Annotated in this window: 9 protein-coding genes; 4 read left to right on the plus strand and 5 right to left on the minus strand. The window is 42.8% G+C overall.

All coding sequences use genetic code 11. The features are described 5' to 3' along the window. The first annotated feature begins 346 nt into the window (after positions 1-346). Entirely contained in the window at positions 347-2,536 is a 2,190-nt protein-coding gene (locus ACTQ9T_RS12385; protein ID WP_440465262.1) for a DNA primase, read from the plus strand. A 474-nt stretch (positions 2,537-3,010) separates the two neighbouring features. Then, positions 3,011-4,930 (plus strand): RNA polymerase sigma factor RpoD, encoded by a 1,920-nt coding sequence (gene rpoD, locus ACTQ9T_RS12390; RefSeq protein ID WP_413190330.1) that lies wholly within the window; start codon positions 3,011-3,013, stop codon positions 4,928-4,930. A gap of 358 nt (positions 4,931-5,288) precedes the next feature. Here rpoD and ACTQ9T_RS12395 read toward each other — a convergent pair whose 3' ends face one another. Continuing rightward, positions 5,289-6,563: a saccharopine dehydrogenase family protein gene (locus ACTQ9T_RS12395; protein WP_210540653.1), complete on the minus strand. Its 1,275-nt coding sequence runs from the start codon at positions 6,561-6,563 to the stop codon at positions 5,289-5,291. Between the two features lie 235 nt (positions 6,564-6,798). Then, positions 6,799-8,022: a carboxynorspermidine decarboxylase gene (locus ACTQ9T_RS12400; protein WP_440465263.1), complete on the minus strand. Its 1,224-nt coding sequence runs from the start codon at positions 8,020-8,022 to the stop codon at positions 6,799-6,801. 159 nt (positions 8,023-8,181) lie between these two features. Between ACTQ9T_RS12400 and ACTQ9T_RS12405 the strand changes: the two genes are divergently transcribed. After that, entirely contained in the window at positions 8,182-8,847 is a 666-nt protein-coding gene (locus ACTQ9T_RS12405; RefSeq protein ID WP_440465264.1) for a DUF924 family protein, read from the plus strand. A 118-nt stretch (positions 8,848-8,965) separates the two neighbouring features. On the opposite strand, the gene ACTQ9T_RS12410 is transcribed toward ACTQ9T_RS12405, so the two are convergent. From ACTQ9T_RS12410 to lpxB, 3 genes are all read right to left on the minus strand, one after another. Continuing rightward, positions 8,966-10,207, minus strand: coding sequence for a CAP domain-containing protein (locus tag ACTQ9T_RS12410; RefSeq protein ID WP_440465265.1), 1,242 nt, complete (start codon positions 10,205-10,207; stop codon positions 8,966-8,968). A 250-nt stretch (positions 10,208-10,457) separates the two neighbouring features. Then, complete coding sequence (locus tag ACTQ9T_RS12415; RefSeq protein ID WP_440465266.1) at positions 10,458-11,306, minus strand: ribonuclease HII; 849 nt, start codon at positions 11,304-11,306, stop codon at positions 10,458-10,460. Positions 11,307-11,518: 212 nt separating this feature from the next. After that, positions 11,519-12,838, minus strand: a complete 1,320-nt coding sequence (lpxB, locus tag ACTQ9T_RS12420; protein ID WP_440465267.1) for a lipid-A-disaccharide synthase — start codon at positions 12,836-12,838, stop codon at positions 11,519-11,521. 687 nt (positions 12,839-13,525) lie between these two features. On the opposite strand from lpxB, the gene ACTQ9T_RS12425 reads away from it, so the two are divergent. After that, positions 13,526-14,608: a 3-deoxy-7-phosphoheptulonate synthase gene (locus ACTQ9T_RS12425; RefSeq protein ID WP_440465268.1), complete on the plus strand. Its 1,083-nt coding sequence runs from the start codon at positions 13,526-13,528 to the stop codon at positions 14,606-14,608. Positions 14,609-14,651 lie beyond the last annotated feature (43 nt).

The raw sequence follows: 14,651 nt of genomic DNA on the forward strand, positions 1-14,651 counted from the left end.
TTATCTATCATGGGGTAGATCTCGGTCACCAACGGCGCCGATTATTTCACTGTTTTTTACCTACAGCAGAATTAGCAGACATGGTTTTTTACGCAAATCTTCATGAAGTACGCGCACTCCATGACTCATTGAACTCATACCGCTCTCTTAATAACTTCCCTATAAAATGGATGCTCATTGCAGTGAGAGAGCGTTCAAACGAACACACTAACACAATTCTGTTACAATCTTGCACCGAATTTCATGACTAATTAAACGGTTTCTCACCTAGTCTGAAACTATTTTAGGTATCGGTAGTCCCCATTTATGAATTGTATGTAGACCTTGTGGTAAAATATTCGTCCTTATGAGCATTCCAAACCACATTCTCGAACAATTAAATAGCCAAGCTGACTTAATCAGTATTATTGGGCGTCACACGACGCTTAAACGTGCTGGAAGTGAGTTTAAGGGCTGCTGCCCTTTTCATGGTGAAAAATCGCCTTCTTTTTATGTCAATCCACAAAAAAACATCTACCACTGCTTTGGCTGTAGTGTCGGCGGCAATGCCATCAGTTTTTTACGTGATTATGAGAACCTCACTTTTATTGAAGCGGTCAATGAACTATCAAAACAAACCGGTATTGAAGTCCCAAAAGAAGAGCAGCAAAACGTCAGTTATCAGCGCACCAAAAAACAACCTGCTATAAAACCTACCACGCGTGCGCCAGCTGAAACCGTTAAATTTCAGCCAGCTGCCGATGAGCAATTACCATCAAGCATAGCGCCTGATTATCAGCAGAAAAATTATGCAGACCAGCCTACTTATAATGACAGCAGTATCCATGACACCAGTTATGACAATAGCTATGGAGACAGCTATGATGGTTATCCACCGTTAGACGCTTACGATTCAGCGCCTTACCCAACAGATTCTTATCCCACCGACTATCAAGACACAGCTGATAATAGTGCTCCACCTGCATGGTTGACCGATACCAATGTTGGTGCAGGCTTACCTAGTGATAATAGTGTCTCTGATAAAGACGGCAACCTATACGATCTGTTAGAGCAAATTCAGCAGTTTTATCAGCACAGTCTGACGACCCACCCGCATGCCAAACATTACTTTTTATCGCGTGGTATCACGGAAGACATCTTTGAGACTTTCGGTCTAGGCTATGCGCCATTTGGTTGGCAGCATCTTGAGCATCAGTTTCCGCAGGACATTGAAGGACTCAAAGCTCTAGGTCTGGTTCGCCAATCGGAGTCCGGACGCGATTATGATCTACTACGTGATCGGGTGATTTTTCCAATTCGAGACAATCAAGGCCGCACCATTGGCTTTGGTGGTCGCGCGCTCGATGATGAAGTGAAGCCTAAATACATTAACTCCTCCGACTCGCCCGTTTTTCATAAGCAGCACGTACTGTATGGCTATTATGAATCTCGCCAGCAGCGCGCAGACAGCTGGTTAGTGGTCGAAGGTTATATGGATGTGATTGCCCTTTACCAAGCCGGTATCTATGGCGCAATTGCTTCTATGGGTACAGCGATTAATGAGAGCCAAATATCACGGCTATTAACCCTCAACCCAACCCTCACATTGAGTTTTGATGGTGATAGTGCTGGACAAAAAGCCGCTTGGCGCACGCTAGAAGTTGCTCTGCCTGTACTGGCTGATGATAAAGAGCTGCGGTTTTTGACCTTACCGAACAATCATGACCCTGATACTTTTATCAAAAGTCAGGGCGGTGACGCCATGCGGGAGCAAATCAAAAATGCCATGCCGCTGTCACAGTATATTTTTGCCTACTTAAGCGAACGTTACGATTTGACCTTGGTAGAAGGCAAAGCCAAGCTGATGTCACAGGTACGCTCATTAACCATGGCGCTTCCCAAAGGCAGTAGCTTTCGTTACCTGCTGAATAATGACATTTATCAAAAGCTTGGTGGCAAACGCAGTCAAAACATCGAAGCGAAAGACGCCCTGCTCGATTTTGATGGTGACATGACCATCAGCCAGCAGTTGCAGCTGTGCTTTTTATTCCAACCGCGCGCCTTACTCGAAGACCCTATTGAATCGATTTGGCAACAAGCAGGTATCAGTGACTTACAGCTGCCTGCGCATATCAAACAGAAAGCTGCGAGCGATACCCTTCGTCCACTTGCTTGGGAAGACCTGCAAGATACCGACCTGTTGGATATTGTCAGTACGATCAAGCGTTGCCTAACATATCTACCAACAGATGCTAACGCAGCAGCACACTTTATATTATCTAACGTACAGCCGATGACTCAAGAGACACTCAGCCGTAGTTGGGGTGGGTTTTATAAAACGTTAACGGCAAGAAATATTTTAAGCCTCGATGAATTGGTCGAAAATTTAGTCATGCAATTGCTTAAGTTACATTTGCAAAAAAAGATGCAAGAGCTGATCAAAAACCCTGACCACATTAAGCTAGCGATAGTTCGTAAGCAGTCACAGTTATTAAATGATTGGCTACGTGCACAGCAAGCCGAACAATCAGCGCAGATGGTCACGGTTCAGTCTTAATATTTGGTGTTATTTATGTTTTATAAAATGCCAGCCCTTTAAAAGTATGATGATTGACCCCACTAATAATGATTATGGTCAGTCGCTCAGACCGTTTCTTTATCGTTAAGCAGATAGTAAAAAATGGTAGAGAGCATTCACTACCTCGTGCTTGATTACACTGGTCTGTGTTAAACTGTGTCGCTAACTATTTATGGCATGGCTTACGAAATAATGATAAGCATGCATCGTTAAGCACGAATTTTAAGTATTATTTTTAGCAGTTATTATTTTTGATATATTTTTAACAGTTTTTTAGTGGTTTTTTAGCCCTGTTATTGTAGTGTTTTGAGCCTTTATTCATATCCACTCATTTTTGATATTATTGACAACCTCTACGCCACATTTTGATCAATCGATTGATAAGATCAACGCACCCAGCCAGCGATAGCGCGTCACAATATAAAAATGTCCGATGCAAGTAAGCGAGTATTTATGAACGATAAGTCAGTTTCTAAGTCCACATCTCAACTGGCCACCTTAATCCAAATGGGTAAAGAGCAAGGGTATTTAACCTATGCTGAGGTGAATGACCAACTGCCCGACTCTATTACCGAAAGCGATCAGATCGAAGATATTGTGCAAATGCTGACCGACGTTGGTATTAAAATCTTTGAATCTGCACCTGATGCCGATGACATCTTGATGAACGATGATTCGAGTGATGATGAGTCGGCAGCAGACGAAGCCGCCGCTGTATTAGCCGCAGTTGAAACCGATCCAGGTCGTACCACCGACCCTGTGCGTATGTATATGCGTGAAATGGGTACGGTCGATTTGCTAACCCGTGAGGGCGAGATTGTTATTGCCAAGCGTATCGAAGAAGGTATTCGTGACGTGCAGCATGCCATGTCTTATTGGCCTGGTACAGTACAATTCGTCCTTGATGAATATCAAAAAGTACAAGATGGTGACAAAAAGCTCTCTGATGTTATTACTGGCTTTTTGGATCCTGAAACTGAAGAAGACAAAATAGCCGCACAAGAAGCCAAAGAGGCGGCAAAAGAAGAAAGAGAACGCATCAAAGAAGAAAAAGAAAACCCACCACCAGTCAAGCCAAAAGCCAATGCTAAAGAGGATCTCGATGACGACGACTCTGATGATATTGACGACGCTGAGGAAGAGGAAGAAGAAACTGGCGGTATCGATCCAGAAGAAGTACGCCTACGTCTAGAAGAGATCGAAAATCTATTTATCAAAGCCAAGCAAGCCTTGCTCGATTATGGCCGTGGTAGCGTACAGGCTGACACAGCGTATGCTCTACTTGCTGAGCGCTTTATGATGCTAAAGCTAAACAACCGCTTGTCAGATCAAGTCATGGCTATTATGCATGACGTGTATGACGATGTGCGTAAGCAAGAACGTCAAATCATGCGTTTGGTGATTCGCCGTGGTCGTATGCCGCGTGATGAGTTCCGCAAGACCTTCCCTAGTAACGAAACCAACGTTGATTGGCTCATTGAGCGTATCAAAGGTAAGCCTGCATTTGCTGGCACGCTAGAAAAAGTCACCGATGACGTGATTTTATTACAGCGCAAAATTCGGGATTACGAGCAGCAGCTCGACATGAAAATCCACGACATGAAAGATGTCGCACGCCGTATGGCTGTTGGTGAAGCAAAAGCTCGCCGTGCTAAGAAAGAAATGGTAGAAGCCAACCTACGTCTGGTTATTTCTATTGCTAAGAAATACACAAACCGTGGTCTACAGTTCTTGGATCTTATCCAAGAAGGTAATATTGGTCTGATGAAAGCGGTCGATAAATTTGAATACCGTCGTGGTTATAAGTTCTCGACCTACGCCACTTGGTGGATTCGTCAGGCGATTACCCGCTCTATCGCAGATCAGGCGCGTACCATTCGTATCCCTGTGCATATGATTGAGACTATTAACAAAATCAACCGTGTCTCACGTCAGCTACTACAAGAAATGGGACGCGAGCCAACGCCTGAGGAATTAGGCGAACGCTTAGAGATGGACGAAGTCAAAGTCCGTAAAGTACTAAAAATCGCTAAAGAACCTATCTCTATGGAGACACCAATCGGTGACGATGAAGACTCGCATTTAGGTGATTTCATCGAAGATGGTACTATCTCAAGTCCTGTCGATGATGCGACGTCTGCTGGTCTACGTGAAGCTACCCGTGATGTATTGGGTAACTTGACTGAACGTGAAGCGCGTGTGCTAAAAATGCGTTTCGGTATCGATATGCCAACGGATCATACGCTGGAAGAAGTCGGTAAGCAGTTTGATGTGACGCGTGAGCGTATTCGTCAGATCGAGGCAAAAGCACTACGTAAATTGCGTCATCCTTCACGCTCTGAGCACTTGCGCTCTTTCCTTGAAAATGATTAAATTCTCAAGAAAGCATTGAGCCTAGACAATAGGTCTTAAATATCTATCAAGAAAGCATTAAAAAAGCTGAGCATGTCTCAGCTTTTTTGTGCCTGTTAGATACTCCATGATAATGATTATTAAGCGTGGCTACCAATTAACACATCAAATAGGCAAATCACCATACCAATAATGATAACCTTCCCAATCATGAGACATTCATTAAATATAGTCAGTGAAAAGTCATATCGATACATCACGCATTGCTGATATCAATTTTAGACACATCTCTATTTAAACGACACAGACCACACAAAAAAGCCCGTCTAACTCTCTGACTGAGAAGTTAAATAGGCTTTTTTTGAATGCAAATAACGTATTAAATATCGAACGCTAGTGCTCTATCGCCTTCGCTATCTTTAATACGTGTTGGCAAACCAATCTTATTGAGTAGGTTAATAAACGGCTTAGCATCTAGCTCTTCGATATTAACCATCTTGCCAGCGTCCCATTCGCCAGTCGCGACCAGCATCGCGGCAGCGACGGGTGGCACACCTGCGGTATAAGAAATACCTTGGCTACCGACTTCATTATAAGCGTCTTCATGATCTGAGATATTATAAATAAACACCTCAGTATCGATGCCGTTAATGGTGCCTTTGACTTTGTCACCGATGCAAGTCTTGCCCGTATAATTTGGCGCAAGCGAGCTTGGGTCTGGTAGTACTGCTTTGACCACTTTCAACGGAATGACTTCTTGTCCTTCAGCGGTCATTACTGGCTGCTCAGAGAGCAGACCTAAACTTTGTAATACCGTAAATACATTAATATAGTGCTCACCAAAGCCCATCCAAAAGCGGATGTTGGGCACATCCAAATTAGCAGACAACGAGTGCACCTCATCATGACCACTTAGATAGCTATTTTGCACACCAACGACGGGCAGATCATCAGTACGCTTTACTTCAAACATTTTATTAGATTGCCACTTGCTGTCCTGCCAAGAATAGACCGTGCCGGTAAATTCGCGGAAATTAATCTCAGGGTCAAAATTGGTAGCGAAATACTTACCATGGCTACCAGCATTGATATCAATAATGTCAATATCAGTCACCGAGCCTTTATCCATCATGTCATAGCCAAGACGCGCGTAAGCATTGACCATACCGGGATCAAAGCCTGCACCCAAAATCGCCGTGACATTGTTGTCCGCACAGCGCTGTTTACGCTGCCATTCATAGTTGTTATACCATGGCGGTGTCTCGCAAATCTTGCGTGGGTCTTCATGAATAGCGGTATCAATATAAGCAACACCTGTCTCAATACAAGCTTCTAGCACCGTCATATTGATAAATGACGAGCCGACATTGATAACGATTTGCACACCAGTATTTTGTATCAACTGTATAAGTGCTGGGCTGTCCATGGCATCAACTTGATGCGTGTGCAAAATAGCTGCTTGTTTAAAACTACCTTTGTCTTTGACACTTTGCGCAATAGCATCACACTTATCTTGAGTACGAGAGGCAATATGAATCTCGCCGAGCACATCATTATGCATCGCACATTTATGCGCGACTACTTGAGCGACACCGCCTGCTCCGATGATGAGTACATCTTTTTTGTTGGGCTTAGCTTGTTGGTTGGTATTCAATGCAACAATCCTCCTTTGTGTCCCTGTCATCGCCTAAGAAATGGCCAGTCAAAACAGAAACGAGTGAATGATATGCGTGAATTAAAAAGGAAGACCGAGGAAAACCCACGCACCCGTCGGGCAAAAATAGCTGGTTTTGCCCGTGGCGATTATAACAATTTTTGCAGGCTTTTCGGCAATAATTAATGGTTAAGATACAATCTGGTTGTGCTCAAGCATCATCGAACGGCGAATACTAAGACAAACTCGCCTTATAATCTTGATAATCAAACTCACGCTGCACATCAATACTGCCATCCAAACGACGAATAACAATCGCTGGCATATTGACACCATTAAACCAGTTTTTCTTCACCATGGTATAGCCCGCCGCATTACCAAAGGCAATCTTATCGCCTACCTGTAAATGGTTAGGTAAGGCATACTCGCCAAAGATATCACCTGCCAAGCAAGAACGACCATAAATAATAGTGTTGTCTGAAATGTCCACTGTTTTAGCCATATCGGCAGGTACAATATCAATCAACGCTTCGTTAATAGCCGCAATGGGTGCTGACTCACGGTAAATCAACAAATCCAGCATATGTGCTTCGATAGAAGCATCAACAACGGCTAGGTTTTTTCCGTTGTGCATCGTATCTAAGACCGTCGTGACCAATGCTCCAGCGCCATGAATGCTCGCCTCACCTGGTTCTAGATAGACTTGCACATCGTATTTTTCACTGAAATCTTTCAATCGCGTGGCGAGTTTTTCTAGTGGATAATCAGGCGCGATAAAGTGAATGCCACCGCCCAAACTGACCCACTCAAGCTGTGCTAAAACGTCACCAAACCTGTCTTCGATATCCGCCAAACTGTCACTAAAGGCCTCAAAACTGTCATTTTCACAATTGTTATGAATCATGACTCCAGTGATGTCAGCAAGCACTGCTGCAATCTTATCTTTATCATGCTCACCAAGACGGCTAAAAGGACGCGCAGGATCAGCGATGATAAACGATGAGTTGCTAGTCTTTGGGTTTAAACGTAGTCCAACTGGAATATTTTTTGCGCCAGCTTGGTCTTTAAACGCATTAAGCTGAGAGATTGAATTAAAGATAATCTTATCGGCATAGCTCAATACTTCATCGATTTCATCTGCGCTATAGGCAACGCTATAGGCATGGGTTTCTTTCTTTTCTTCACTGCTACCGTCGTTGTTGCTACCAAAGGTCTCATAGCCCAAGCGCACTTCATTAAGCGAAGACGAAGTAGTGCCATGTAAATAGGGCTGCATGACATCAAACACGCCCCACGTAGCAAAGCATTTGAGCGCCAACAACGCTTTTGCACCAGACAACTCACAAAGTCGCGCAATTATCTGCATATTGGCAACGATTGCTGCTTCATCGAGCAGATAATAAGGCGTTGGTATCGAAGTTGGCATCGAAACTGGTTTGGTGTTTTTTGTTGAGTTCATAAGAGACAACCTAATGGCTTGTATATGCGGTAGTAAAGCTTGTGATAACAATGCTTGTTTGTAGTATGAGCGTTTTTTAGTACTGTGCTTTCTTAGCATTGTGACATCGCTAATTAAGTGCGCTATAGTAGACTAAATCCATCATAATTAGAATATCTTATGTCACTATCAACCGATTATTCCAGCGCTGCCAGCCAAACCAACTTATCCAAACTTGAATCCAGAAATATTGATTTGACCCATCTCGACCCTAATGCACGTGCAGTGTTGGATTTTTGGTTTGATAAAAATAATGAGCAGTATTGGTTTGCAAAAAATGATGATTTTGATCAGCGTATTCAGGATAAGTTTGGCAAAATCTGGCAAGCAGCAAAACAAGGTGAATGTGCGCCTTGGCGATGGTCTGAAAATCAAAATGATGTGAATAGCTCAATGACCAATTTGGCAGGACGTCTGGCAGAAATTATCGTCTTAGATCAGTTTTCACGAAATCTATGCCGCGGGCAAGCGTGCGCTTTTGCCCAAGACAGTATAGCAGTGGTATTAGCACAAGAAGCCATTCAACAGCCGCATTTTGACACGTTACCGATGGAGTGGCGTCGATTTACGATTATACCGTTTATGCATTCTGAATCAGCCGTTATCCATGAGCGCTATTTAACATTGTTTGAGCAACTAAATGACGCGACTACTTTAGACTTTGAACATCGTCATAAAGACGTTATCGATCAGTTTGGTCGTTATCCGCATCGTAATAAAACGCTAGGTAGAGAAACAACTAGTGACGAAAAAGTATTTTTAAAACAGCCGAACTCATCATTCTAAGAGAGATTATTTTTAGGTTTTTGTACCTTTTAATAGTCTTACAGGTTTTTTATATGACAAGGGTTGAAGCAGTTACCTGATTCAGCCCTTGTTTTACAATATCAGTCAATCAGATTAACTAGTAATTCACTTCACCCGTAGTAAAAGTAAATGACTTATTTTGTAAGGTTTTATTATCGACTAGAATATCAAAGCTCACTTGATACTTAGTATTGCCATAAAGACCACATTGCTGGCTTTGATTTGCCGCGCGCTTGGTTTCACAGCTTTTTAGTGCATCGGTCAGCGGTAAGATAAAAGCTTCGTTCGCTGGTAGCGCGTAATTGGTGTTGGCATACGGATCGTTATCAAAATCAATTAACTGAATCGGCATATCTGCGTTGCGCTGCGTATCTCTAAAATTGATGTTACTGACCTTAATATTTTTAGCTGACGGCATACTAATATAAACGGGTTGTCCGATAGGATCAGTGCGCAAATTGCGTCCAGTACCTTTAACAGGGTTTGGTGTCTCGTTGTATAGTGCGGTCACTGTTCCAGTCATACCCTGACATGGATAGGTAAAAATACCTGAAACTGATTTGTCTTTGGTCGTTTGTGTCGCTGAAGCATGGCTGACCAAGACATAACCTTGGTTATTAGCTGTACTTTTACCATTAGGTTTATAAGTAACCATTCCCGTGCCTACCAAACTTGAAGTTGGAAGCATCAAAGAACGTAGATGATAAGGTGCTGCTAACAATGATTTGGCCATGGAGGTAGCTACTGTATCTACGCTCAAAAAATTACCTGCTGAGCTGTAATAGTCAGACTGAGCAATATTTTCAGTAGCACCATATTGTGCATTACGATAGTTTGCATTCAATAAGCGATCAGTAAAGCTTAGCCCACCAAAAAACGGATTATTGCTACCTGTCACACTAGCAATATCACTTATTTTATTTTCAACATGTGCATTAAAACTGGTTGGTGAGCTATTGGCAAATACATATTTAATATAGTTTGCATGCTGAATAGCAATGTCGTCAAGCGCAGTATCCATAGACAAACCGCCTAGACCACAGCTGGTTCTTGCGAGACTAAATTGGTTATTAGCACTTAATGCTGCTTGCGCGTTATTTTCAGTAGGCTCGTCGCTTTTATTGACAGAGACATTATTGGTTGGTTCATTGTCCTGATCATCAGGCGTCGCCGTTACTGGTGCTGAAGTTATTGGTTCTGAAATGACTTCTTGTGATTGGCTTGGTGAATCATTGGACGTAGCACTGCTGTCAGAGTCGCTACCACCGCCACAGGCCGTTAAAAACACTGCCAAGAACAGCACTGCAGCAAGGTTTTTTTGAGGAGTATTAGCCGTCATCTCTTATCCTATAAAATAGTAATATTTATATAACTTACTAGCAAAAATAAAACCCAGAATTAAATATTAGTTATTGATTTAAAAGGATTTTATATTAACGAAGATATATTGTATTACAATTTATAAACTTTCGCTCGTTATTTTATCAAAAACCCGCCTACTTACTAGCACAGTAAGCAGTTTCTATTTTTATATTCCATTAGTCTTTTACACTTAGACTATTTTAATAACTTGCTATTCTTGATTAATATCAATTGTCTAGCGCTTTTCGCACTGGTGCAAAGCTACGTCTATGCGCTGGCAACACACCATATTTTTCAATCGCTTCCATATGCGCTTTGGTCGGATAGCCTTTATGCTTGGCAATACCATACTCTGGATGCTCAGTATCAAGCATATACATGGCAGTATCACGGCTAACTTTTGCCAATATACTGGCTGCAGCAATGCTGGTATGACGTGCGTCTCCTTTTACCCATGCTTGACAGTCAATCTTAGAGGTTTCTATACCTAACTTGGCCAGCATCACATAGTCTATATCAGGGCAGCGATTACCATCAAACAAAACCTCAAATTGCATCATAGAGATAGCCATATGTTTGGCAATAGTTTCCAACAATACTTCCGTGCATAAGCGCATACCGAGCATCGTCGCTTGTAAAATATTGACCTGATCGATGACTGCCGCTGGAATGTCAGCGATGATGAAACCTATGGCATGCTGCTGCACCAACGGATAAAGAATATCGCGTTTTTTTTCGCTTAGCTGCTTAGAATCCGTCAATATAGATAAAGGCGTGTCTTTTAACGGTTGCGCCTCAATCAGTCCTGCCCAAGTCATAGGCAGTATTGCTGCGGCAACATTGACACTACCCAACAGTGGGCCACGCCCTGCTTCATCAACACCAATTTGCAACATTGATTGCTCTATGGGCTGTTGGGTATTTATTGCATATTTGGTCAGCAGATTAGCAATATTGACTTGGCCAGATAAGTGGATGGGCGCAGCTAAATCAATGTACTGAGATTTTATATCAATCTGTTGAATTTTTCTGTCAATCGGAATAATAAGATCTTTAACTTCGTTCTGAATGCTCATGATTTTTTGCTGTCTTATTGATTAGGGCGTGTCTTCATTTTAAAAATGGTGATAAAAATGAGATAAATTGTCGTCAAACAAGAAAAATAGCGCAGATAATATCGGGATATTAACCAGCTATTTGACAATGTTTGGCAAGATTTAGCCCATTTAGATGACTATCGAGTGAATTGAAAACACGCCTTAGAGTGGTGAAGATAGATGATAAGCAATTATCCCTTATGATTTATGCTGGTCTTTTCTCGCACAAACCATTGCTCAATTACGCTATCAGCAGGGTAATGATTGCTTTGCTGCTGTAATAGCTGTTTGGTTGCGACAAGCGCTTTCAATTGCTCTGCGTAAGCACGCGGTTGCAAGAGACGCATGACGGTACGACAGATATTATCGCCACTCGCCTGCTCTTGTATCAGCTCAGGTACGATGGCAGTGTCGGCTAGGATATTGGGTAGCGCCACATAAGGAACTTTGACCAGACGCTTGGCGATCTGATAGGTCAGCTGATTTAATTGATACACTACCACCATTGGACGCTCAAGCAGCATCGCCTCTAACGTTGCCGTACCTGACGCCAGCATCACGATATCCGATGCAGCCATGGCCTGCTGACTGAATGCTGGTTGACTGTCATCATAGACCACAACGATCGCGGCACGCAGCTGCTCTGAGCGCTGGTCAATGACATCTTGGACAATATATTGATGATTTTGATCGACCGTCGGAATGATAAAGCACAGCTTTGGATCTAACAATATGAGCTTTTGAATACCATCCAGCATGAGAGGTAAAATAGCCGTTATCTCGCCGCGCCGAGAGCCTGGCATCACACAAATAAGCTGGCTGACATCATCAAACCGCTCGATAAAAAACTGCTGCAAACCATCGTTGTGCCAGACCAACTCACTGCGCCTCTGATTGATGGGCGTCTCTATCAATGCCTGATCAATGGTGCGTAATAAAGGATGACCCACACATATCGCTGGATGATGATGGCGCTCATATACTGGCAGCTCAAACGGAAATAGGCAGAGCACAAGGTCGGTCGCTGCTTTGATATTATGAATACGTGACTCGCGCCACGCCCAAATAGAAGGGCTCACATACTGTACACAGAAGATGCCTTTTGGTTTTAACTTTTTAGAGACTCGTAGATTAAAATCAGGCGCATCAATGCCGATAAACCAGTCAATATTGGCCCTCTTAAATGCGCTCAATAGCTCGCGACGCGCTTTCAGCAAATCTGGCAGCTGTGCCATGACTTCCACCAAGCCCATCACTGCTAGACGTTCTAATGGAAAAATACTTTGCAATCCTTGCGCTTGCATTTTTGTACCGCCTACACCTACCCAGACGATATCATCACGCAGGTTGTTCATCTGCTGCATAAAATCTGCACCCAAACTGTCACCAGATACCTCACCTGCAACGATGGCTATCACCAGCGGTGCAGCATTTATATTAGGTACCTGAGAATCCGTCTCTGTTTGATGAATAAGGTCATTCTGGTAATGAGACGTAGCAGAATCTGTCATGACAAGCTCTCAATATTAGAAATATACAAATAAAATAAATGAACCGTTATTATAAAATATAACGTAGCAAATCAGCGATAGTGCCTTTTGACCGATACACATTATTAGCCTGCATGGCTTTAATCTTCTATCGTTGATGTTGCTATCATACGTGACGATGATACAAATAGCTAAATTCACGCATAAAAGCCGAACGTTAAGCCTCCAAAAATCTAACTGAACGTTATTAGGGTCTATTGAACATTCAAATATTAGGACTGCTGATCGCTAAAATTGCACCAAACTAGGCGTAAACCGACGATAATGTCGAGACCTTAGCTAGGTTTACAACAACGTTTGGGGTGATTTTAGCATCAGCCTTTCAGGGCAGGGCTATTTTTTGCCAATACATGGCGAAATTGTCTAACCTAGAATGACTAGGCGTCAAAAATTTCACTGCGTATTGTCTAAAAAATAAACACTGCCAGTACCACATTTGAATACTCAATAGACCCTAATAGACGGAAAAACGAAAGGCTAAACGTGCATTTGAAAATTCAAATATAGCGCTAAGTGTATACAAGTATAACTAAGTTTTGGTTTGGACATTCCAGTTATCAGTCAATTAACTGCGCGACTGCCCTTGTCAATCAGCACTTTTGTCCTCATAATGATTATTCCTATAAATCAGCTAGACGATATATAATCATGACAACACCAGCTACCCATAATGCAGATATTGATGACGTGAACATTGAAAAATTCATTCCCTTGATCACCCCCGCTGAGTTAAAAACTGAGCTGCCTTTATCAAATGAAGCCTATAAAACCGTCTTAAAAGGGCGCAATACTATTCAAGATATTTTGGATGGTAAAGATAAGCGTCTATTTGTGGTCATTGGCCCGTGCTCAATCCACGATCTCAAAGCCGCTCACGAATATGCCGATCGCCTAGCCGTATTGGCAAAAGAGATTGAAGACAGTATATTCGTTGTGATGCGCGTTTATTTTGAAAAACCGCGTACCACGGTCGGCTGGAAAGGTATGATCAACGACCCTGACATGAATGACAGCTTCGATATCGAAAAGGGTCTGCGTACCGCTCGTAAGCTATTGCTTGATTTAAACGAGAAAGGCTTGCCTTGCGCGACTGAAGCATTGGATCCAAATACTCCGCAGTACATGCAGGATTTGATCAGCTGGTCAGCGATTGGCGCACGTACCACTGAGAGTCAAACGCATCGCGAAATGAGCTCTGGCTTATCGTGCCCTGTTGGGTTCAAAAATGGTACTGACGGTGGTATGACGGTCGCCGTTAATGCCATGCAAGCGGTTAAAGAAGGTCATAGCTTCTTAGGTCTATCATCAGATGGCAAAGTCTCTATCATCAAATCTAAAGGCAACCCTTACGCACACGTGGTACTACGCGGTGGTAATGGCAAGCCTAACTATGATGAAACCGCTGTTGCACAAGTTGAAAACGAGCTGGCAAAAGGTAAAACCAACAGCAAGATTATGATTGATTCAAGTCATGCCAACTCAGGTAAAGACCCGTACTTGCAGCCAATGGTTATTAACAATGTCGCTGAGCAAATTCAAAATGGCAACAAATCCATTATCGGTATGATGATTGAGAGTCACTTAAAAGGCGGCAGCCAAAAGCTTACTGCTGATTTGAGCCAGCTTGAGTATGGTAAATCTATCACCGATGGTTGCCTAGATTGGGATAGCACAGTCACTGCGCTATACAGTCTACGTGACATGGTAAAAGATGTATTGCCTAACCGTTAATGGCGATTGGCCATAATGCATCATTATTGGGCCACTCAGCAAA

It is taken from the genome of Psychrobacter sp. ASPA161_6 (assembly GCF_051970285.1).
Taxonomy (GTDB): domain Bacteria; phylum Pseudomonadota; class Gammaproteobacteria; order Pseudomonadales; family Moraxellaceae; genus Psychrobacter; species Psychrobacter glaciei.

Excerpts from the sequence above, each read along its gene's own strand:
- ACTQ9T_RS12385 (WP_440465262.1), top strand. The coding sequence starts at position 347 with ATGAGCATTCCAAACCACATTCTCGAACAATTAAATAGCCAAGCTGAC.
- rpoD (WP_413190330.1), top strand. The coding sequence starts at position 3,011 with ATGAACGATAAGTCAGTTTCTAAGTCCACATCTCAACTGGCCACCTTA.
- ACTQ9T_RS12400 (WP_440465263.1), bottom strand. The coding sequence starts at position 8,022 with ATGAACTCAACAAAAAACACCAAACCAGTTTCGATGCCAACTTCGATA.
- ACTQ9T_RS12405 (WP_440465264.1), top strand. The coding sequence starts at position 8,182 with ATGTCACTATCAACCGATTATTCCAGCGCTGCCAGCCAAACCAACTTA.
- ACTQ9T_RS12410 (WP_440465265.1), bottom strand. The coding sequence starts at position 10,207 with ATGACGGCTAATACTCCTCAAAAAAACCTTGCTGCAGTGCTGTTCTTG.
- ACTQ9T_RS12415 (WP_440465266.1), bottom strand. The coding sequence starts at position 11,306 with ATGAGCATTCAGAACGAAGTTAAAGATCTTATTATTCCGATTGACAGA.
- lpxB (WP_440465267.1), bottom strand. The coding sequence starts at position 12,838 with ATGACAGATTCTGCTACGTCTCATTACCAGAATGACCTTATTCATCAA.
- ACTQ9T_RS12425 (WP_440465268.1), top strand. The coding sequence starts at position 13,526 with ATGACAACACCAGCTACCCATAATGCAGATATTGATGACGTGAACATT.